This window comes from Fibrobacter sp. UWB1, from assembly GCF_002210325.1.
In the GTDB taxonomy this organism is placed as follows: domain Bacteria; phylum Fibrobacterota; class Fibrobacteria; order Fibrobacterales; family Fibrobacteraceae; genus Fibrobacter.
On sequence record NZ_MWQL01000002.1, the window covers coordinates 262,205 to 282,861 of the forward strand.

At 49.0% G+C, this 20,657-nt stretch carries 18 protein-coding genes and 1 tRNA gene; 13 read left to right on the plus strand and 6 right to left on the minus strand.

Annotation, left to right across the window (positions count from 1 at the left end; genetic code table 11):
* Positions 1-30: 30 nt before the first annotated feature.
* Entirely contained in the window at positions 31-1,353 is a 1,323-nt protein-coding gene (gene miaB / locus B7988_RS02595; RefSeq protein ID WP_088656720.1) for a tRNA (N6-isopentenyl adenosine(37)-C2)-methylthiotransferase MiaB, read from the minus strand.
* An 890-nt stretch (positions 1,354-2,243) separates the two neighbouring features.
* Between miaB and dcm the strand changes: the two genes are divergently transcribed.
* Positions 2,244-3,470, plus strand: coding sequence for a DNA (cytosine-5-)-methyltransferase (dcm, locus tag B7988_RS02600; RefSeq protein WP_088656721.1), 1,227 nt, complete (start codon positions 2,244-2,246; stop codon positions 3,468-3,470).
* A gap of 2 nt (positions 3,471-3,472) precedes the next feature.
* Positions 3,473-4,564: a hypothetical protein gene (locus B7988_RS02605; protein WP_088656722.1), complete on the plus strand. Its 1,092-nt coding sequence runs from the start codon at positions 3,473-3,475 to the stop codon at positions 4,562-4,564.
* Between the two features lie 144 nt (positions 4,565-4,708).
* Here B7988_RS02605 and B7988_RS02610 read toward each other — a convergent pair whose 3' ends face one another.
* The 3 genes from B7988_RS02610 to B7988_RS02620 all read right to left on the minus strand — a co-directional run bounded on the left by B7988_RS02610 (position 4,709) and on the right by B7988_RS02620 (position 7,655).
* Entirely contained in the window at positions 4,709-5,719 is a 1,011-nt protein-coding gene (locus B7988_RS02610; RefSeq protein WP_088656723.1) for an ImmA/IrrE family metallo-endopeptidase, read from the minus strand.
* A gap of 11 nt (positions 5,720-5,730) precedes the next feature.
* Entirely contained in the window at positions 5,731-6,048 is a 318-nt protein-coding gene (locus tag B7988_RS02615; RefSeq protein WP_088656803.1) for a killer suppression protein HigA, read from the minus strand.
* A 251-nt stretch (positions 6,049-6,299) separates the two neighbouring features.
* Positions 6,300-7,655, minus strand: a complete 1,356-nt coding sequence (locus B7988_RS02620; RefSeq protein WP_088656724.1) for an AAA family ATPase — start codon at positions 7,653-7,655, stop codon at positions 6,300-6,302.
* A gap of 93 nt (positions 7,656-7,748) precedes the next feature.
* On the opposite strand from B7988_RS02620, the gene B7988_RS02625 reads away from it, so the two are divergent.
* From B7988_RS02625 to B7988_RS02645, 5 genes are all read left to right on the plus strand, one after another.
* Positions 7,749-9,371: a beta-galactosidase gene (locus B7988_RS02625; RefSeq protein WP_088656725.1), complete on the plus strand. Its 1,623-nt coding sequence runs from the start codon at positions 7,749-7,751 to the stop codon at positions 9,369-9,371.
* 11 nt (positions 9,372-9,382) lie between these two features.
* Positions 9,383-9,577, plus strand: a complete 195-nt coding sequence (locus B7988_RS02630) for a hypothetical protein (protein WP_073056062.1) — start codon at positions 9,383-9,385, stop codon at positions 9,575-9,577.
* A gap of 21 nt (positions 9,578-9,598) precedes the next feature.
* Positions 9,599-10,279, plus strand: coding sequence for an HAD-IA family hydrolase (locus B7988_RS02635; RefSeq protein WP_088656726.1), 681 nt, complete (start codon positions 9,599-9,601; stop codon positions 10,277-10,279).
* Positions 10,280-10,301: 22 nt separating this feature from the next.
* The gene (locus B7988_RS02640) at positions 10,302-11,033 is read left to right on the plus strand and encodes a hypothetical protein (RefSeq protein WP_073321023.1); all 732 of its coding nucleotides are present in this window, start codon (positions 10,302-10,304) and stop codon (positions 11,031-11,033) included.
* Positions 11,034-11,108: 75 nt separating this feature from the next.
* A tRNA-Pro gene (locus B7988_RS02645) sits at positions 11,109-11,182 on the plus strand.
* 67 nt (positions 11,183-11,249) lie between these two features.
* Here B7988_RS02645 and B7988_RS02650 read toward each other — a convergent pair.
* Positions 11,250-13,145, minus strand: a complete 1,896-nt coding sequence (locus tag B7988_RS02650) for a sensor domain-containing diguanylate cyclase (protein WP_088656728.1) — start codon at positions 13,143-13,145, stop codon at positions 11,250-11,252.
* A gap of 23 nt (positions 13,146-13,168) precedes the next feature.
* A complete protein-coding gene (locus B7988_RS02655) occupies positions 13,169-14,692 on the minus strand; it encodes an extracellular solute-binding protein (RefSeq protein WP_073321030.1) in 1,524 nt (507 codons plus the stop codon).
* A 285-nt stretch (positions 14,693-14,977) separates the two neighbouring features.
* Between B7988_RS02655 and B7988_RS02660 the strand changes: the two genes are divergently transcribed.
* From B7988_RS02660 to B7988_RS02685, 6 genes are all read left to right on the plus strand, one after another.
* A complete protein-coding gene (locus B7988_RS02660) occupies positions 14,978-15,412 on the plus strand; it encodes a DUF3332 family protein (RefSeq protein ID WP_088656729.1) in 435 nt (144 codons plus the stop codon).
* Positions 15,413-15,491: 79 nt separating this feature from the next.
* The gene (locus tag B7988_RS02665; RefSeq protein WP_088656730.1) at positions 15,492-16,196 is read left to right on the plus strand and encodes a tetratricopeptide repeat protein; all 705 of its coding nucleotides are present in this window, start codon (positions 15,492-15,494) and stop codon (positions 16,194-16,196) included.
* A complete protein-coding gene (locus tag B7988_RS02670; RefSeq protein ID WP_088656731.1) occupies positions 16,193-17,353 on the plus strand; it encodes a serine/threonine protein kinase in 1,161 nt (386 codons plus the stop codon). Before B7988_RS02665 ends, B7988_RS02670 begins: the two co-directional genes overlap by 4 nt.
* An 18-nt stretch (positions 17,354-17,371) precedes the next feature.
* Positions 17,372-18,826 (plus strand): sigma-54 dependent transcriptional regulator, encoded by a 1,455-nt coding sequence (locus B7988_RS02675; protein WP_073321039.1) that lies wholly within the window; start codon positions 17,372-17,374, stop codon positions 18,824-18,826.
* Positions 18,827-18,885: 59 nt separating this feature from the next.
* Positions 18,886-19,338, plus strand: a complete 453-nt coding sequence (locus tag B7988_RS02680) for a hypothetical protein (RefSeq protein ID WP_088656732.1) — start codon at positions 18,886-18,888, stop codon at positions 19,336-19,338.
* Positions 19,339-20,655, plus strand: coding sequence for a hypothetical protein (locus tag B7988_RS02685; RefSeq protein ID WP_088656733.1), 1,317 nt, complete (start codon positions 19,339-19,341; stop codon positions 20,653-20,655). It begins immediately after the preceding gene.
* Positions 20,656-20,657 lie beyond the last annotated feature (2 nt).

Consider the following 20,657-nt stretch of genomic DNA (forward strand, 5'->3'; position numbering starts at 1 on the left):
GGCGCGACCCCACACCTCACACCCCACATCTTACACTAGCGTCCCGCGGATTGTCCATCCGCGGATGTCGTCCAGCTTCACCTTCACGTAGTCGCCTGGCTTCACGATTTGGCCAACTTCTGGCTTGAACACCACCTTCTTGAAGTTGTCTGTGCGGCCCCGCAGTTCCGTCTCGTCGCGCACGGAGTTCTTTTCTACCAGCAGTTCCTCGGTACGGCCGAGCATCATCTGGTTCCTCTTGAGCGTGATGGCGTTCTGCAGTTCCACCAGGCGTGTGTGGCGCTCGTTCTTTTCGGCCTCGGTGAGCGTCTCCGCTTCCTTGTACGATTCCGTTCCCTTGCGCGGGCTGTAGATGAACATGAAGGCAGAGTCGAACTGGCACGTTTCAAAAGCCTTGATCGTCTGCTCGAAATCTTCTTCCGTTTCGCCCACGAAACCGCAAATCACGTCCGTCGAAATCCCGTAGAACGGGTCCTTGCTACGCAGCTGCTCGATAATCGAGAGGTACTGCTCCATGTTGTGCTGGCGGCGCATCTTCTTGAGCATGGCGTCGGAGCCGCTCTGGATAGGAATGTGCGCGTAATGGCAGACCTTCGGGTTGTTCAGCAGCACGTCGATGAGCTCGTTCGTGTAATGCCTCGGGTGCGGGCTTGTAAAGCGGATGCGGCGGATGCCCCCGATTTCAGAAACCTTCGTGAGCAGGTCGGCAAAATTGCCGCCTTCCGTCTTGTAGGCGTTCACCGTCTGGCCAAGGAGCGTCACCTCGGTAATGCCCTTGTCGGCCGCCTTGCGCACTTCGGCAAGAACGTCTTCCATATCGCGGTATTTTTCCGGCCCGCGCAGGTACGGCACAATACAGTAACTACAGCGCTTGTTGCAACCGCGCTGGATGGCGACGAAGGTGGTGAAGTCGTTCTGGAGTTTCGCGTATTCGCCCAGGTAGTTCTCGCTCAGGTCCTCGTCGATAAACATCTTGTGGTGCGTCTGGTGCAGCGGACTTTTGGCATCGCCCAGCAACAGCTCCGGAATTTTCTTGTACTGGTCCGGCCCCACGATGTAGCTCACGTTCGGTAGCCTCTTCAAAAGTTCCGGCCCGCGATTCTTCGCCATGCAGCCGCATACCACGACTTTCACATCGGGATTCTTTTTGCGCAAGTACTTGAGCTTGCTGATGTTGACGATGGCGGTTTCCTCGGCCTTCTCGCGCACGCTGCAGGTGTTCACGATGATAAAGTCGGCATCTTCCTGGTTGCTCGTCTCGACGCAACCGCACATGTCGAGCTCCTGGGCAATCATCGCCGAGTCATACTCGTTCATCTGGCAGCCGTAAGTGGCCAAGTGGTATTTTTTCATGCGGGTAAAGATAACTTTTTAGACGAGAGACGAAAGACGAAAGACGAAAGATTGCTTCAAAAAAGCAAGAGTGCTAAGGAGGGGGAAGTGTCCCCCTGCCTGCAGCCTTGCCCTTCTGTTACCCTGAGCCACGAGCGTGTCATCCTGAGCGAAGCCCGTAGGGCGAAGTCGATATACGAAACTTGGCTACTTGTAGCCTTAGTTGAGTTAGGTTCGTAGGAGCAGGATCTAGGGCAAGTCTTCCGTCACCCCCACGCCTAGGTGGCTCCGCCCCCTAACACCCCCGAATGCACTTTTTCGACCCACTTTTGTGCGTTTGAATACACTTTTTCAAGGGAGTTTTGAAAAAGTGGGCGTTTTCAGGTGAAAATCGCCATTCGTGCTTGTGCGAATTGTCATGCCGGGCATGACCCGGCATCTCCTTTTTCATTCCTAATTATGTATATTTTTCATTGACATAGCCCTGAACCGCAAGGTGAAGGGCGACCGGTTTTAGAGTTTTTTGCTCTTATTCTCGCGTCCTTAAAACACGACCAAAGTTTTTGTGCAGAAGAATAGAGCTTACAACGCACACCCAGAATTGGGCGTGGGTCGTTTGCTTTTTCTGCGCAGGGCTTCTTGGTCGTTGCCTAAGGACGGAAAAGTATTCGATACCACGCTTTTTTGTTTTATCGAATATTGAGGGTAGGAACGAAGACAAACGTTTTTGCTCCCGTTCTTGCGTCCTTAAAATACGACCAAATTTTTAACGCAGCAGGAATTGGACAAATGGGACTCACCTCATTGGGGTGAGTTCTATTTGGGCATTCTCTTGTCGAAGCATGTCGATGTTTCGTGAACAGAAGTGAAAACAGAACATTTCACCTGTTCCGTAGGAACATCGAGGCGTTATGGCTTCTGGCAAGAATGCACTTCGTGTGCTTTCTCTGTTCTCCGGCTGCGGAGGACTCGACCTTGGGCTTGAGGGTGGCTTTACCACTCTCAAGAAATCTGTCAACGAAAAAATCCATCCGGATTGGATAGAAGAAAATATCAACCGAAATTTCGTTCGCTTGAATAAGAATCGTTTTCAGACCGTTTTCGCAAATGACATCCTGCCCTGTGCGCAAAAGGCGTGGAACCACTTCTTCGGCAATAGAAAGAAAATCGACGGGATATACAGAGTAGAATCCATTGTAGATCTAGTCAAGAAGAGTAAGTCGGGTGAATTCCAATTCCCTAAAAATATAGATGTTGTCACAGGCGGTTTCCCTTGTCAGGATTTCTCGGTTGCAGGAAAACGTCTTGGGTTTGATTCAGCCAAAAGTCACAATGGTGTAAACGAAGAACACGCTGAAAATGAATCTAGAGGAACCCTGTATCTTTGGATGAAACAGGTCATCGAAATCGTCAAGCCAAAAGTTTTTATCGCTGAAAACGTAAAAGGTCTCGTTTCATTAGGCGACGCCAAGAAGATTATTGAAACCGACTTTCGCAACATCGATAAAGGGTATTGCGTTGTTGATGCTCAGGTCTTGAAGGCCTGGGAATATGGCGTTCCACAAAGTCGCGAGCGTGTTGTTTTTATTGGCATTTCAAGAAAATATGCCAATCCCAAAATTCTTGCCGACATAGAAAAGAACTCCGAGAAATCGCCATATTATCCGTACCCGATAAAGACGCATGGAGAAGGTCTTCAAAAAATCGTCACCTGCAAGGATGCCTTCGTTGGATTGAAAGAGCCTGACGAAAGCTCAGATGCCGCACAGATGGCTTACTCAAAAGCGAAATACTATGGTAAAATGCAGGGCAGCTCCGAAATCGATATGGACGGTATCGGTCCGACAATCCGAAGCGAACATCATGGCAATATTGAATATCGCAGGTTGAGCGAAGAACATGGCGGAAAGATTTTGTCTGAATTGAACAAAGGATTGCAGGAACGTCGTTTGAGTGTTCGTGAATGCGCAAGGATTCAAACTTTTCCCGATGATTATGAATTCATCTTTAACGACGGAACCAATAAAGTCAATTCATCTGATGCCTATAAAGTTATCGGGAATGCGGTCCCACCTTTGCTTGGTTACTCAATTGGGAAAAGACTTGAATCTCTTTGGAATGATTTATTCGGGGAATAAACATGTCTATTTCCGTTGGCGAAAAATTAATTTGTGATCCAAGGACGTTGGAGAACTTCAATAATCTGCTCTCGTGTGCGAAAGAACGATTGCAGAGGGATTCGTCTCGATTTGCTAGCGGTGATTTTTGGAAGATTTTTGAAGGTGAGGTATGCAAAGCTCTAGACAAGTCAAAAGATTTTGTTGGGGTTCCCGATTGGAATATTGAATATATTGGCGGTCATAAATTTCCTGATATTGTCGCAAGAATCAATAAGAATCAAGCTTTGGGCATAGAGGTCAAAACTCTTAGTACACGAAATGATTCATGGAAAGTAATGGGCGGCAGCATTATGGAATCAACAAGGATCCCTGATGTCAGCAGAATCCATGTATTTTGCGGCAAGCAAAACCCTTTTGAAATTAAATATCGTTCGTTTGAAGATTGTGTGGAAGACGTTGCCGTTACGCATAGTCCTCGCTACATGTTGGATATGAATGTTTCAAGAGAAAAGTCTCTTTTTAAGAGATTGGGTAAATCATATGATGAAATTCGTCATATGAAAAATCCTTTTGATGCGTTCAGAACCTATATGGTCGATTCTAAAATGAAGCGTAACGCAACAAGTGATGGAGAAGACTTATGGTGGTTTAGCCCAAATATTGATGAATTTTCAAAACTTGATTTGGCGGAAGAAAAATTCGCAAGTTCACTTGTTAACAATAAGGTGAAATTTTGGAATAAGCTTTCGGCAGATGAAAAACAAGAGATAAAAATTGAAATGCTTATCGCCTCTCCGAGTGTTTTGGAGGGCGATTATGAATACGCTTGTCAATGGTTGTTGCAGAGGAAAGGCGTTGTTTGTCCATCATTCCGCGATAATTTTTCCGCTGGCGGTCGCACGGTCGTAAATGGAGTGAACGTTCCGCAGGTAATAGGCAAAATTAACGAATGGAAAGCTGATATTGCCAAAGCATTCAATAAAAAGGAACTCCCACAACAACACTTTGAACATTGGAAAACAAGAGTCCTGTCTATCGGCAAGTTTTCAAGTGTAGAAAAAGATGTCCTCAAAAAAATTGTAGCCGATATAGGGAAAGGGATTTCTCGTTAAAAGAACATTCGTAAATGTCCGAGTTCCTTCCTAGTCAAACGTTTTCCATCGTTTCCAAATCGCTGAGTTCGTGTACAAAAGTCATAGGACTTTTGCAGCAGAAATTACATTTTTCATAGGACTTTTGAAAAAGAGCCTTTCCCCCTAGACTTCTAGCCCTGCCTGCACCATGTATTTTTGCGCGAATGCGTTTGCCTCGTCGTCCTTCTGCTGGTTCTTGTTGCCGTAATAGACGTTCTTGATGAAGATGTCCTTCTTGCCGTGGAGCACGATGTGGCCGAGCTCATGGAAGAACGTGAACCAGAACGCGTTGCGGTCCTTGAAACGGTCGTGCAGCTGGATGACGGGGATGTCCTTGTACCAGCGGGCCATGCCATGAATCGGCGCCGACTTGAAGTTCTGCGCGTAGAGCACCTTGATTCCGAGCTTTGCGCCCAGTTCCTGCAACTTGTGCATGCCGTCGTCAATGAAATCTTCGCCCACCTTCGGCTTGGGCAATGCCTTCTTGCGGCGTAAATCTTCCCACGCGGCAACGTCGTTTTTGGCCAGTTCCACGAATTGCGGCATCGCCTTCTTGATGGCGGAACGCACCTTCTTGTCGTTCTGCTTTTCCATCTTGATTTCGTCGGCGAGGATTTCGCCGCGGCGCATCCACACGGAGGCCGCGTACGGGTCTTCGGTTTCGGCCAGCGAGATGCGGAAGGCCACCTTCAGGCGGTTCTTGTAGTAGTAATTTTCCCATGCCTTGGGGCTTGCTACCCCGAAGAACTTGAGGATGGGCGACACGCCGTCTTCCTTGTTGTTGAAGTCCTTGATCCATGTGCGCGGATTGAGTTCTCCGATGGGGAAGAGCTTGCGCCAAACAACACTTTTCTTGAGGGATTTCTTGATTTTTTCTCGCCAGAGATCCCGTTCGTACAACTTTTGTGCTTCTAGCCAACAATACTGGGGAATTCCTGTCCCAAATTCAAGGCTGTAGGCCATTTCTGGCGTCACCCTGCACTTAGCTCTGAGCAATTCGTTCACCGTCTTGGGTGTGTAGCCGATTCGGGCGGCGAAATCGTTAACATCCACATTCATTTCTTGAAGTTTTTCTTCAAGAATTTCTCCAGGGGAAGTTGCTCCCCACAAAAGGAGTTCTTTTTCTTCTGCCATGTTATTCCTCTCTATTTATGATAATCTACAATTTCTACGACTTCGGCTTCGGTAACTTCCGCCCAAATAACAGCCTTGTTCGGTTCTGCGCCCCAAATAATCAATCGGTATGGTTGATCAAGGTCGCGTGCCCATTGTCCTTTTCGGTTTCCGACCAATTCATGAAAATGTCCTGGAAGCGAAGGCAGAGCGGCAAAATTTTTAGCTAAGTGCAAGGAGAAGATTCGATTCCTGTAGCATTTAGCCCGTTTTTTGCCCATTCGCCGTATTGCATAAGCCTCATCCATTGCGCAAAGTTCCAAATCCTTATCTCTAAACTCAACTTTCAAGAAACCTCCACCGTTAATCAAAAATCTCTTTTTTATATAATAAAAATTTTTAAGAAACGCAAGGGGTTTCTTATTTTTACAAAAATAGGGTCGATTTTATTGATAACTGAAGGGGGAGGGGTCCCGCACCACCTAAAGGGGGGAATGTACACTAAGGCCTAAAGGCCAAGTGTCCAAAGGTCGCTTCAGCCACGGCTCTGCCTGCACCGCACGCGAACAAGGGCTCGGCCTTCGGCATGAGCCTTCTAGTTTTACAAATCTGACAAGTCCAGTCGCGGCATTGTCGGCAATGGCGTGGCGGTTTCGTTTAAGAACATAATCATGTAGATGGGGAAATAGGTGATGTTTCCCCGGACAGAGACGTTTGTGTTTGCGAATACGAAAGCCTGAGGAATGTCGTAATTTTTTATTTGCAGCACGTTATTCAAGGCGGAATGCTTGGTGTAGTCCTTGCCGCTCTTGACTTCGATGGGGAGGCACTTGCCCTCGTATTCGATGATAAAGTCGAGTTCACCGAGTTTCTTGCTGTTGAAATAATAGCCGTCGTAACCATGGGTGTGCAGTTCCTGGGCGACCGCATTTTCGAAAATGGCACCGCAGTTCATATCGTGTCCGCCCTGTAGCAGCTGCATCTGCGAAGCCCGCCCGTAGCTTGTTGTCAATAGCCCCACATCCGAAAGGAACAGCTTGAACAAATTGTTCTGCTTGTTGATCTTTAAAGGGACTACGGGTTCTGTCGTATTGAAAGTCGGTATTGCGACGCCCGCGTCAATGAGCCAGTTGAAACTGTTCTCGTAACGGCCGAACTTCTGCTTGGCTCCCAGGTCGGCGAACATGTAACGCTTGTTCTTGGAGTTCAATTCGGAAGGAATCAAGTCGTAAGTGTTTATCAGGTGAAGTTTGCGTTCCTTCTCGTATTTTGAAAAATCCCACTTGTACTGTTTGAGAATGTCCTTGTGGATTCGCGTGACTGCGTTCAGGTCGTTCGAATCAACGAACTTCTGCACGGCGGCTGGCATACCCCCGACAATCAGGTAGGTATAGAAGGCGTCTAAAAATTTGTTGTGGACAAATTCATCAACTGGGGTCTTGGCGGTAAAGTTTTCTCGCAGCCGAGCCAAAGCGTCAGCAGGAATCTTCTGTGCAATAAGGAATTCCTCGAAATCCATCGGGCACATCTCGACGATTGGCAAGTAGCCCACCGGAGCCGAACGAAGGTCTGATAGTTCTACGCCCAGGAGCGAGCCGCTGAGGACATACCGGAACGAGCCATCCTCCACAAGAAATTTTATGGCGGTCAGGATTTCCTTGTATTCTTGCACCTCGTCCAGAAAGATGATTGTATTCCCCTTGGCGAGTTCCTTCCGCGTGGCAAACTGGAGTCGTGTAAAGAATGCCGAAAAATCCTTGTTCTTGGCGGATTCGAGTACCCCCAGCAGTTCGGGACTCTTCAAGAAGTTGATTTCGACGAAATTTTGACTATTTGACTCAAGAACATGCCTTATAAGGAATGTTTTCCCCGTCTGGCGGGCTCCCGTCAGTAAAATGGCTTTTTTATCGCTTTTTAGCCAATTTTTAATCAAAATTTCATTCTTACGGTATAGCATTTGTTACCTTTTTCTATAAAAAATAATCAAAAAATTTACCTTTTCCAATAAAAATTATTAAAAAAATTGACTTTTTTTTATTATACTTAAAATATGGCGAAACCCTTCAGCAAATACCTTGGAAAAATTGCTCTGATGGCTGCAGTGGCACTGTTTGTCGCCTGTGGCGATGATTCGAGCGGCTCCGGACCCGAGAATACAGAAAGCAGCGCCGTTGAAGAGTCGAGTTCGTCGGCAGACATTTTTTCAAGTAGTTCGTCATGGATTGCCACGAACTCTTCGAGTTCTCGCAATGACGAGAAAGACACATTCTCGGTTCCTTCTGCAGACACTACCAAAATCACCTACGCGCTCAGGCCTTTCGCTGGGCCGCTTTCTAACCCGCACAAGGGCTTCACGGTGCCGACGGGTGGCGCGTGGACTTTTGTCCCGGAATTTGAATACGGTCCTTACGGTTCCCTGAACAACAGGGCGTGGGACCTGGTCTCGTATGGTTCCGGCTACCAGCAGTGGAACAAGCTGAACCCCGCAAAGGGCGTTTATGACTGGACGGAACTGGAAAAACTGCTGAACGCACTTGCCGAGCACAATATGACTTACGCCCTGCGCGTGCTGCCGTACACGCCTTCGTTTATCAAGAGCGACTTCCCGCCCCAAGAGGATTACGACTGGACTCCGCCCTTTGTCTATGAGATGGGCGCGAAAAAAATCCAGATTGACTTGCGGGGGACGGATTTCCATGCGTATGCTCCCGTCTGGGATGACCCGATTTATTTGCAAGCGGCGAAGGATTTCGCGAAGGCCCTGGCCGAAAAATACGACGGCGACCCGCGTATCGAATACATCGATGTCCGCACCTTTGGCGAATGGGGCGAATGGCACACCTCGCACATGTTGGGGAGCGTGATGCCCGCCGACTCGGTGCTGAAGGACATGCTGGACTATTATGCGTCCGTGTTCAAGAAGACCCAGCTGGTGCTGCCCTCCAACGGTTTTGGCGATGTCTATACGCATGCGCTCGACCTCGGCATTACCAAGCGCGACGACGGGTTCATTGGCATTCCCGGCAGGCCGGATACCTTGCTGCGGGCTTACAATGCGAACCTCCCGACCATCGCCGAAAACATCGCCGGTTACAGGACGATGCTGGCCAATGACGACCTGATTCCCGGAGGCACCCAGAAGTGGACTGCGGAACGCTGGGTGGATGCGATTACTACGGCGCACCTGACTTACTACGTTCTGGACCAGGATAACGACTGCGGTTACTATTTCTACAAGGACAACAAGGCGCTGGCCGATTCCATGAGCAAGGTCATCGGGTACAACTTTACCGTGACGCAAGCGGAACTGGTGACTGTCGCAGGTGCCAAGGATACCACGAGTACGTTGAACATTACCGTCAAGAATACGGGCGTAGCGCCTTGCTTCTTCGATGTCTACATGGTGGCGGAATTTGTCGATAGTACGGGCAAGGCCCTCGCACAAATTGGCGTGCCCCTCCTCATTCCCAAGGGGACCTTCAAGGACGGTAGTTCGCAGATTTTCTTCTTTAAGACACCTGGTGTGGCGAATGTTGTAACCCAGCCGGGCGTTTCCGTGGCACTTTCCCTCTACGAAAGTGAAGATGCCTTCAAGAACGGCGAGAATCCCACCGTCCGCTTCGACAACGACGGCCTCCAAGGGAATAATAAGCTACTATTGAAATCCCGATAACGCGAAATTTCATGTCCCTTCTGCTAGCATTAATATTCCTTGCGCTTTTCATAAGCGCGATTGTCCGTGGGCAGTTCTCCTACGGCAAGGCGGATTACAGTTTCCGGGAGCACCCGGTGCAGTTTGTAATCGTGCTGGTGTTCATTTTGGGCGTGTCGGCGCTTTGCTTTTACCGTTTCTTGGTTGAAATGGAATTCTTGCGGTAAATTTCTACATTTGGGCGCGCTATGCTCCAAAAGAAATCCCTCATCGTTTTTGACCTGGACGGCACGCTGTTCAATACCCTCGGCGACCTTGCCGTGGCGGTGAACTTTGCGCTGCGCCATTTCGGCCTGCCGGAACATGACGAACAGCGGGTGCGGACCTTTATCGGGAACGGCTCCATGAAGCTGATCGAGCGGAGTATGGGGGAGGCGGCCCTCCCGGAAATCATTGCCCGCACGGGCGTTACAGTCGAAATGGTTCACGAGGTCTATTCGGATTTTTACTGGGAACACTGCACCGAGCGCACGCTCCCGAATCCGGGCGTTGTCGAATTCCTGCGCAATACGACTGCCCGCGTGGCCATGCTTACCAACAAGCCGGAGCGCCCGACATTCAAGTTGCTGGAACATTTCCACCTTCGCGACCGCTTTGAATTCGTGCTCTGCGGCGACACCACGCCCGAACGCAAACCCAGCCCCGCGGGCCTGTTGAAAATCATGGAATCCGCAGGGGTTTCTCCCGCCGAAACGGTGATGGTGGGTGACGACCAGCCCGACATTCTGGCCGCCCGCAACGCCGGAGTCGACTGCATTACGCTGTTCTGCGGGTTCGGAAAGCCGGTGAACCTGCTCCCGCTTAAGCCCGAAAATACGGTTGAAAGCTATGCGGAAATGTGCCAGTTGCTTGCAAGAATCTCTAGCTAGTATTTTTTTCTATATTCATACCATGACTTTCAAAATCATTCCTACAGTTTTGGCAGCGGCTTTGGCTTTTTCGACGGCTGCTTTTGCCGACGAGGCAATCCGCTTTGTTCCCGAAAAATACCCCATCGGCATGTTGAACCAAGGCGATACCAAGCATATCGTTTTGCAGGGTGCTAATATTACGGACAAAGAAATCGTTCTTGAAAATGTGTTCGGCCAGGGTAACGGCATGTCGAACTTCAAGTACCCGAACAAGATTCCTGCCAAGGGTACCGTCAAAATCGAATTTGATTTCAACTCTTCTGAAATGGAAGGCCAAATCAATCCGGTGGTCGTGCTTGTCGATACAACCGGCAAGCCTTATCTTGCCAACATGGATGGCATCGTGAAGGTTCCGTTTGTCTTTAGTGAAAAGCTCTTTGATGCCGGCTATTATGCCAAGGGCGAAAAACGTGAATGGTCGTTCTATATTTGGGAAACCGACAAGAAGGCTCGTCCTGATATCGCTCTGGAAGCTGAATCTGCCAAGCAGTTTTCCGTGTCCGCCAAACCAGTGATGCTGAATGTCGATAAATTTGACAAGATTACAGAGGGCGGCAAGGTTCCTGGACTTAAGGTGACGCTTTCGACCAAGGGCCTTTCCCGCGAAGGCTGGGAACTCAAGCAACAGAGTATCCGGAAGATTGTTTCGTTCAAGAGCAAAAAGTACCCGAAGGCTACGCCTGACGTGTTGATTGTGGGCTTCTGGAAGTAAAAAAACGGCTTTTTTGGGGCTTTAGCCTTGCAAAAAAGCCCACTTTTATCTAATTTTGACCCACCAATGAACCAACGGGATGTAGCTCAGCCTGGTAGAGCGCTTGAATGGGGTTCAAGAGGTCGCTGATTCGAATTCAGTCATCCCGATAAAAAACACCGCTTTTAAGGCGGTGTTTTTATGTTTAGAAGTTGGCGCCGGTAATTGTGGCGAATGCTAGCCCTGCTTTTCTTCCTTTTCGGGAGGATTTTCTTCATTGCGATCATCCTCGCCTTCTTCGCGTTCCGCAGCTTCTGCTGCTTCTGCGGCCTGCTTGAGCGGATGGTCTTCGATATAGTCGAGACTCAGCTGGAAGTTTTCGCCCTTGGGCTTTTCGGCATCCTTTTTCAAGGCGGCAAGTTCAATGGCGGCAGCCTCGTAGTCGGCTTCGGTCACCCATTCGGGCCTCCACACAATCACGCGGTTACGGCCTCCTTCCTTGCCCTGGTAAAGCGCCTTGTCTGCCATTTGGATACTACGGTCTGCGCCTAGGCGGTCGTCAAATCTGGCTACACCGAGCGTAATCGTAATCTTGATGGTGAAGTCCGCGTAGCGAACGGTCATCTTTTCGATCTGCTTGCGGAAACGTTCGGCGACTACTCTAGCCCCTTCGAGGTCCGTTTCGGGTAACAGAGTCAAGAATTCTTCTCCGCCATAGCGGGCGAATACGTCGTATTTGCGCAAAAGACCGCGAATCGTCTGGGCAACCGACTTCAGGATAATGTCGCCACAAGCATGCCCGTAGGTGTCATTGATATTCTTGAAGTGGTCGATGTCAATAAAGATGAAGCAGAACGGCTTATGCGTGCGGGCAGAACGACCCATTTCGTTTGCGATGGTTTCGTTCATTTCGCGGCGGTTCGGAAGTCCCGTCAGTTCGTCGGTCTTCGAAATCAGTTCCAGTTTCTTGTTGGCCTGTTCCAAATCCTTGGTACGTTCCTTGACTTCCTGTTCCAAGATTTCTCTATGGGCATTCAGTTCTTTAATCTGGCGCTTGATGGTGTCGTGCATGGAATTGAACGCGTTGCTCAATTGACCCAGTTCGTCTGTGCGGTTGCCCATGTTGATTTCGTCGACATCGAGGTTCCCTTCACTAATCTGGCGGATGTGCCTGGTCATGCGGTTCAGCGGAAGTCCAAGCGTATAGAACATCCATGCGGCGACAAGGAAGATTATCAGAATTGAAATCACGAGAATGGCGATGCTTGCCTGCGTTGCCGAAGAAATCAGGTCGTCAATTTCGCTTTTCGGCTGGAAGGCAAAGAGACCAAAATCGGTGTTAGAATCAAAGTAGTAGTTAACAAGATACTGCTCGTTGTCGTAAAGCTTCTGGAACTGAGCTTTCTTGACATCATAGTTGCGAGGATCAATTTCTGTAAATCCAAGTTCGTTGATCTTGTGTGTATCTGTAAGCCAACGCTTTAAGTCGGGGTGGTACAGAATTTCTCCTTGACCGTTAATGGCGACCAGGAATCCGTTTCTACCAATTTTATAGTTAGGGAAGTTCGTCCAAAGTCTGCGAAGTGAGAATTCTGCAAGCAGGTATCCGCTGGAACTAGACTTGTTTGTAATGCTAATGCCGAACAGACGCTTCGGGGGTGCATCCTTTGCTTCCCTAAACCAGGGCGTCAAGTAAGGGCGGTGCGGAGTAATGCGCGAAAAATCAATGGGGTAGGGGCTTTCTGTTGGAATGCCGACCATGGAATTGTCGCAAATAAACGAGTTTTCTCTGTCGTACAAAGTAACTGTTTCGCCCGAAATGAACAGCGACGAAATGCTATAGCTCTTGAGGTAGCTTGCGGCGGTATTGGGGTCTAGGCTCTGGATTTCAGAAGTCTTGGAAAGAAGCGTTAGGCGGTCGCCGAACTGCTTCATTTCGCTTGACGCCATGTTGCCAATCTGCGTGAGCATCGATTCGTTGTTGTTGAAGCTCCACTCCAACATCAGGTGTGTCTGTTTCGAGGTGAATATGAAGATGCTCCCCGTGACCACGAGAGTCATGGAGAAAATCAAAACGATAAGCACCTTGAAGACGATGCTTCGCGAAAAACCTGATATCGTGTGTGTAGGCATAAAACGTTACTTCATAAGGCTGGTTATTTCTTGCGCTTGCGGAGGAAGGCGAACAGGAACCCGAGGATAAGCATGACGGCGAATACGAAGGGGGCTGTCTTCATGTTGTCGTCGACGACTCCGTTCGTGGAATCCTTGGCGACTTCAACCACAGGCGTTTGCTCTTCGTTGATCTTGTTCCAGGCGGCCTTGAATTCGGCAGCGGTCATCATGCTGTTTGTCGGGTAGTTCAACTTCTTGTTGATTTCTGCGGTGTACTGCTGGAAAGTCTCGTACAGCTTGTCTTCGGAATAGAGCGACGGTATTTCCATCTGTTCCCAGATGGCGCTGAACATGGCGACGAGCAACTGTTCCAATTCACCCCATTCCGGAATGGCCATGTAGGCGCGACCGGTTTCAAGGGCGCGAACAAGAATGTTGTAGTCTTCATCCTTGGCCCATTCCTGCAGAACCTTTCTAGATGGCGGCAAAAAGCCAATCTGCTTGGTATAGGCGTCCAGGTTTTCGTCTTCGGTCAAGAAAAGCAAGAGATCGAAAGCTTCTTTACGCTTGTTGCTTGCCGGAATGGCTAGGTTCGAACCGCCGATAAAGCTTACGCTTCCAACTTTGCCCTTGGGAATGGGAAGTACCATGATACTGTCGCTACCGATACGGGCGTTTGAAAGGCCTCCCATGCTTCCGTGGAAACGAGTCTGCATGACGATTTCTGAAGTGCTTACGATAAAGGCGAGTTCGCCGTTGTTGAACTGCTGGGCAATCTGGGCCGTGTTGGTCTGCAAGGCTTCGGGATTGACCAGTGTATCCATGATAAAGTGGAGATAACTGGAAATGCCGAGAAGGGTTTCCCTGGAAAGAATATTGGCATGCCACTTGCCGTTTTCATCTTTCTTGATGAATGAACCGCCGTTGCTCCAAATCCAGGGGGCAAAATTGTGCGGAATGTTCCAGTCGCTCTTGCCGGGGAAGGCGAAACCCTTTACGTGGGCGCCATCGTCAAGAACTTCATCTTTGCTGTTGATTTTGCGGATAGCGTTCTTGAAACCTTCGTATGTCCTGACGGAATCGCGAGTGATGCCGTGTTCGGCGAGAATCCTCTTGTTGGCAAGGACCGGGCGAATGTCGATGAACCATGGGACGGAGTAAATGGTCGTGTCTTCGTCGATATGCGTCGTGTTCCAGCTGACAGGAACGAATCTTTCGGGCTGAATTGTCGAGAGGTTTTCATTCAGGGGCTTGATTTCTTTACGCGATGCGAAATACGGAATCCAGGTGGTTCCGAGCTGCAGGACATCCGGTGCGGGCTGCTGGCCGGCAAGGGCCTGCGAAATACGGGTCCAGGCTTCACCCCAGTCAAGCACTTCGACCTTGGTCGGAATACCGGTCTTCTTGGAGTAGATTTCAAGTCTTTTTTCGAGAATTTCTTGCGGAGAGGCACCGTTGGGCATAATCCACACAGTAAGCGGCTTCGCTTTAGCTGCTATCGCTGCGGTAGATGCAATAGCCACTGCGAGAATGGAATGCATAATTCTATTCGTCATCAAACCCATGAACAACTCTCCTTTCTTACCTATCGTCATGAATACTTGAACATTAAAATAACAAAAAAAAGAGAAAAGTGAAAAAAATCACGGAAATGACGGTCGCAAAGATAGTCCAAAATGGAATAAAAAAAGGAAAAAGGAGAATTCTTGTAAACAAAAGTAAACAAAACGGGAGTGTGATAAAAATCAAAAAATGAGTTTTTTTATGATGTTTATCACCAAAGAATCATTTTTTAGTTATATTTCTGTCATCGTAAGAAAACGATAAACAACCCTTAAGGAGTTAATAAAATGAAAAAAGGTATCATTACCCTTCTCTGCGCCGGCATGATTGTTCTTTCCGGCTGCTATGGCAAGTACGCATGCTTCAACAAGCTGCTCTCTTGGAACGGCTCTCTTGGTAACAAGTGGCTCAACTCCATCGTTCACTTCGCTATGTGGGTGATCCCGGTTTACGGTATCGCTACGTTCGTGGACTTCCTCGTCCTGAACACTGTCGAATTCTGGACTGGCTCCAACCCGCTCGCTGCTGGCGACTCCTACTATGAAAAGGACGCTCAGGGCAACACCATTGCTGCTGTCAAGAACGCTGACGGTTCTATGACTGCTGAAATCACCACCGCTGCTGGCGAAAAGGCCGTCCTGACCCTCCAGCGCGATGAAAACGTTATCCGCGCCATCGACGCCGAAGGTAACGTTGTCGCTCAGCGTGAACTCGACAAGTAATTTCTTACTTGATTGATTTTCAAGGACCTTGGTTTATGCCAAGGTTCTTTTTTTATTGATTTTATTATATATTTAGGCTATGCTTAGGCGTGTGTGCTACATAGGGGTGCTGTTGTTCACCTTGTCTTTGATGTCTTGCGTCAATGACGACATCAAACGTGGAAACGACGCCTTGCGTATTGGCGACTATGAACGCGCTATTACGAATTTCTCGAAAGCCTTGGATGTTGAACCGGCCAACCGCGATGCCCGTTACGGGCTTGCGCTTTCGTTCTATGCCGAAGCGGAACAAGCGGACCGTTTCAACGATTCCTCGTTTGTTCGTTGGAGTCGCGCCGCCCGCGAATTCAAGATCCTTTACGGCCTTGATAGCAGCGGAAGCATCGATGCCAATTATTCGACTTGCTTGTTCTACTTGGCCCGCGCTACGTTGAATCAAGATGCGTCTGCAAATGTGTTGCCCTTATTGGATAAATCTATACAACTGGATAGTTTGAACTATTTTAGCTATAACTTGAAGGGCTTGATTCTTGCCCGGAGCAGTGCTCCTGGTAATCTGAATAGCGCAAAGAACATATTCATCCATATCGTGACCCGTGAACCCGGATTCATTTCGGCATACATTAACCTCGGAAATATCTACTGGGAAGAAGGCGATGTGGAATCGGCCTGGGATACTTGGTCTGCGGGCTTGCAGAAGGCGCCCACGAACAGCTCCCTGATTTACTGGACGCAGGTTGCCGAAGATTCCTTGAAGTCGATGGTACTTTCGGGTAGACTATGAGCGTAAAAAGCGAAAAGTCTACGGCGAGCATTCTGGACAAGGCGTGTGACTGCGCCTTGTTGCACCAAGGTGGCGAAGCCGATGTTTACGAACTTGCCTGTGGCGAAGACTTTTATGCCTTAAAGTGGTACCATTCCGGTTGCCGTTTTGAGGATTCTGTTGCTGACCGCCTTAAACACTTGAACATTCCCGGGCTTTACCGAGTCCGTGAATCGGGCGTTCGCGACAATACGCCGTACTTGATTTATGATTTTATTGACGGCGTGAGTTCGGCAGACGTTCCGGCGATGCCGGTAGCGGTGGCGTTGAAGCTGTTGCGTGGAGTCGTGCAGACGTTGGATGCCCTGAATAAAGAAAATATCCATCACGGCGATATCAATCCCTCGAATGTTTTGCTTTGCAAGTCCGGCAATAGCTTGCAGACATATATGATTGACTGTGGCATTGTGGGCCCGGGCGCCTTGGCCTATGCGGCGCCGGAACGCTTTCAGGGCAGGCCTGCCAGTATGCAGAGTGATCTTTACAGCCTGGGGATGCTTTTGTTCCGCTGGATTGCAGGTGCCCCCTTGCTTGAATCGAATGTTTACAATGAACTTGCGGCCCAGGCCCAGGCTATCGAAGGCGTGGATATTTCTTCGCGGCTTTATGACTTGGAGTGCTGCAAGCCGCAGGAACTTTCGGCGCTGGAGCCGTTGTGGAAGGCCTTGCTGCGCGAATCCCTGGAAAACCGCGCCGAGGATTTTGACGAACTTGATGAACTTCTGGAAATCGCTCTCGATTCAATCGGCGTGGGGGAGGTAACCGTCCAGACTGCTTTGCAAAAATATGCCGTCGAAGCCTTGCCCGAAAAAATGGGAAAAAAATTCCCGACGGAGCGAAAAAGCGCTTTCCCGTACAGCCAAAACGATAACGGAAACAAAAAAAACACCTTAAAAATTGCGGTTTTAGCCCTTTTTGGACTTATATTAATTGCAGTGGTGTTTTTCGTCTTGATTGGGACAAAAGGTCCCGATATCGACGAAACGGGAAATTTGTTGCTTCAGAAATCCAGAAGTTTGGAATCGGTTGAGTCGGGCTTGGAAAATCGCGAAAAATCTGCCCCTGATACGCTTCCGCCTGCGGTACTGAGGGATTTGCCGACACCTGTATCGGAATAGTTAAGAAAGAGGTTTCGCATGAAGTCAGAATCGATGCTAGCTACAGAAAAAATGCTCGATGTCGTAAGAATCCTGTTGGACGAAGTCCAGCCGGAATCGCTTTTTGTGAAAATTCTTGAAGTGGCCAAGGATGTGTTGCATGCCGACGCCGCCGTTCTCGATACCGGTGGCGAAAATGCAATCCACTTGAGCAATCCCGAACAAGTTGCGATTTCTATTTCTGCAGTAAAGCAGGCCAAGCTCGAAAAGAAGGCTGTGGTGTGGAATCAACTCGATGACGATACCGCCGACCTTTCGAAGTCTATTGTGCAGAACCAGCTGACAAGCATTATGGTGTCGCCGTTCCGCACGCCCGAAAGCGAAGCCGGTTACCTGTACTTGCAGCGAGCCGCCCGCGAAGAACCGTTTACTGAAGACGACAGTGCCTTGTTCGATTCGTTCGTGATGGTGTGCGAGAAGTTTGCCTTTGCCGCCTTCGATCGCTTGCGCGACAAGGAATCCTTGAATGTCTTGCGTAATGTCATTCGCAAAGACGGCATTGTGTATTCGAGCAAGGCGATGGCCTCCTTGATTGCGCTTGCAGATAAATTAGCGGAACTTCCGATGCCGGTAATTATCCGTGGCGAAACGGGAACCGGTAAAGAAGTCATTGCCCGCTATATCCACAGGCATAGCCCCCGTGCAGACAAACCCTTTGTCGCTGTCAACTGTGGCGCCATTCCGGAACACTTGATGGAATCTCTTTTGTTCGGACATGCCAAGGGTTCGTTTACGGGCGCTATTGAAACCCGCAAGGGATTCTTTGAGGAAGCCGATGGCGGAACGATTTTTCTTGACGAAATCGGGGAACTGCCCATGAACATGCAGGTGAAGCTCTTGCGCGTGTTGCAAGAAAAGCACATTACCCGCGTGGGCGACAACCGCGAAATTCCGGTGAACGTGCGCATCATTAGTGCAACGCATGTAGACTTGGAAGAAGCGGTCAAGGCGAAGCGTTTCAGGGAAGACCTGTATTTCCGCATTCAGGTGATGCCGGTAGAAATGCCGCCCTTGAGAGACCGCGGACAAGACGTTGTGCTCCTGGCCGAAGAATTCTTGACCCGCTATGGGGCGGAATACGGTCGTGGAAAATTCCACTTGAGCCGCAACGCCGAAAAGGCGATGCTCAGCTACCACTGGCCGGGTAACGTGCGCGAACTCGAAAACAAGGTCCAGAAGGCTTTGGTTCAGGCGGTGCATGGAGTAGTCCAGCCTGCCGATTTGGGCCTGGGCGATGTCCAGGCGCAGGCCAAGGAGTCGCCGCGTACGCTTAAAGAAGCCCGCGAAATCGTGGAACGCGAAGTAATTGGCAGGGCTCTTTCCGACAGTAATGCGAATCTGACGCTCGCAGCGACGATTTTGGGCATCGACCGCAAGGTTCTGCGCGAAATTATGGAAAGATTGGGTATGAAAAAGGAAGACTATAAGAAATAGTTTTATATATTTATTATAGCCTAAAAGATGGTTGGCACGGAATTTGCAAGAGATTGAGTATGAAAAAGACTACTCTCATAACGACAATTATGATGGCTGCAGCGCTTAGCTACGCTGTTCCGTCTTCTGCGCGTCCGGAGTCTTCTGTCCCGACCCCCGCCGAGAAAATGGAAATTTCGCGAGAAATGCCCAATCTCGGTGCAAAGGAAAGCGCAGATTGGCAAAAATTGCGCGCAGAACGTCGTGCTGCCCGAGAGCAAATTCTTAGGGACTTGCGCAACAGTTCCTCCGCCGAAAAGAAAAATATCCGCCAGGAAGTCTCGAAAAAACGGGACGAAAAGCCTCGCTTTGAGGGGGAAATCCCGAAAAATCAATCTCGCGAACGTCGTCCTTTTTATGAGCACCCAGAGTCTCATCAAATGAACCCGATGCGAGAAATGCCCCATGGTCCGGGGCCGGCTCCAATGAATCCCATGTATCCAATGAAGCCGATGTATCATCCACATCCCTAGATGCGCTTCGTTGCAGTAGTGCTCCTGTTGCTTACGTCTCTGCTTTTTGCCGAGACGCAAGAATCTGTGTACTTCCGTGCAATGAAGGCTGAAGAAGCCGGTGATGTGTCGGCCGCCCTAGCAGCCTTCGAAGAAGCGGTTCAGATTCCTGGCCCCTATACAGAAGAAATTCGTGAAATTATCGATGAATACTATAAAGCCCTTGACACGACTGAGAAAAAAAAGAATCCGTGGTCGCTACGTTTTTTGGGTGATATCGGTTTTTACGGTTTGCATTATAACGAATATGGCGGTGTAGAGAAAGTCAGTGAAACCGGTGGAGATATCTTCTTTTCTCTGACTCCTTTTGTTGATTATTCGGCTGGCGATTGGATACATTCCTTTGGGGTAGGTTTTTCGGGCGACTGGTTTGTGGCGAACGATGACATGCCCGTGCTTGATACGAATGACTGGAATATTTCGGTGGGGCTTGAATATTCCTTGGTCGGAAAATCCTTGATGGTCGATGTGGGGGCGGATATAAAGGTTGTCGAGGGGGCTTACGTTTCGCCAAATTTTTATGCATGGGTGGAACGCGATTTTTATCGGTTTGAAAAGCAGCGTGTTGGGGCGGCGGTCTGGGGCTACTATGATCCCGATGGGCCGCTTTCGTTTGCGTTGTATGGTTCCTGGCACAGGACCGTTCCCTATGGATTGAATTGGTCCGTTTATGCTGGTGCCCGGTTCGAAGCGGATTCCGCAGTTGATCTTGTGAGCTATATCGAGTCGTATAAGAATGCGATTGATGAAAAGGAACAAGAAGATGAATGGAATCGGGAGTATCCGAATCAGTGGGAATATTATCCTATGTACGGGGAATGGCAAAACCCGATGCAGGTTTGTCTGGAAACCTACGGACCGGAATGTTATAACTGGAATATCGGAAAGCTGGATTCCATGTATTGGGCGCAGATGAATGATTTTAAGGATACGACGTCATCTGTTAGTGTGGCTATTCCCAAGTATTTCGCCAAATGGTTTGGACCAACCCTCCGTTCGCAAGTGTCTTACAAATTCAAACGCAATATAACGCTTGAGGCTAGGCTCAATCTGTTTTATGGTATTGTCCTGGATGGTCCTGATAGCGATTACAAAAAAATGTGTAAATTCAGCGGTGTCTGGGGAACCATGCTTTACTGGAAGCCGAATGCGTTGACTCTCTATTTGGGCGTAGAACAATTCTACAAGCATTACAGCTTGCCCAAATATTATAAGGGAGTCTATCCGGAAAACAGTATTCTTTCAGAACTGAAAGTTGGCTTCAAGTGGGAATTTTAAAA

Coding starts and splice junctions, on each gene's coding strand:
- miaB (WP_088656720.1), bottom strand. CDS start 1,353: ATGAAAAAATACCACTTGGCCACTTACGGCTGCCAGATGAACGAGTAT.
- B7988_RS02605 (WP_088656722.1), top strand. CDS start 3,473: ATGTCTATTTCCGTTGGCGAAAAATTAATTTGTGATCCAAGGACGTTG.
- B7988_RS02665 (WP_088656730.1), top strand. CDS start 15,492: ATGCTTAGGCGTGTGTGCTACATAGGGGTGCTGTTGTTCACCTTGTCT.
- B7988_RS02625 (WP_088656725.1), top strand. CDS start 7,749: ATGGCGAAACCCTTCAGCAAATACCTTGGAAAAATTGCTCTGATGGCT.
- B7988_RS02660 (WP_088656729.1), top strand. CDS start 14,978: ATGAAAAAAGGTATCATTACCCTTCTCTGCGCCGGCATGATTGTTCTT.
- B7988_RS02635 (WP_088656726.1), top strand. CDS start 9,599: ATGCTCCAAAAGAAATCCCTCATCGTTTTTGACCTGGACGGCACGCTG.
- B7988_RS02650 (WP_088656728.1), bottom strand. CDS start 13,145: ATGCCTACACACACGATATCAGGTTTTTCGCGAAGCATCGTCTTCAAG.
- B7988_RS02675 (WP_073321039.1), top strand. CDS start 17,372: ATGAAGTCAGAATCGATGCTAGCTACAGAAAAAATGCTCGATGTCGTA.
- B7988_RS02655 (WP_073321030.1), bottom strand. CDS start 14,692: ATGGGTTTGATGACGAATAGAATTATGCATTCCATTCTCGCAGTGGCT.
- B7988_RS02680 (WP_088656732.1), top strand. CDS start 18,886: ATGAAAAAGACTACTCTCATAACGACAATTATGATGGCTGCAGCGCTT.
- dcm (WP_088656721.1), top strand. CDS start 2,244: ATGGCTTCTGGCAAGAATGCACTTCGTGTGCTTTCTCTGTTCTCCGGC.
- B7988_RS02640 (WP_073321023.1), top strand. CDS start 10,302: ATGACTTTCAAAATCATTCCTACAGTTTTGGCAGCGGCTTTGGCTTTT.
- B7988_RS02630 (WP_073056062.1), top strand. CDS start 9,383: ATGTCCCTTCTGCTAGCATTAATATTCCTTGCGCTTTTCATAAGCGCG.
- B7988_RS02685 (WP_088656733.1), top strand. CDS start 19,339: ATGCGCTTCGTTGCAGTAGTGCTCCTGTTGCTTACGTCTCTGCTTTTT.
- B7988_RS02620 (WP_088656724.1), bottom strand. CDS start 7,655: ATGCTATACCGTAAGAATGAAATTTTGATTAAAAATTGGCTAAAAAGC.
- B7988_RS02670 (WP_088656731.1), top strand. CDS start 16,193: ATGAGCGTAAAAAGCGAAAAGTCTACGGCGAGCATTCTGGACAAGGCG.
- B7988_RS02610 (WP_088656723.1), bottom strand. CDS start 5,719: ATGGCAGAAGAAAAAGAACTCCTTTTGTGGGGAGCAACTTCCCCTGGA.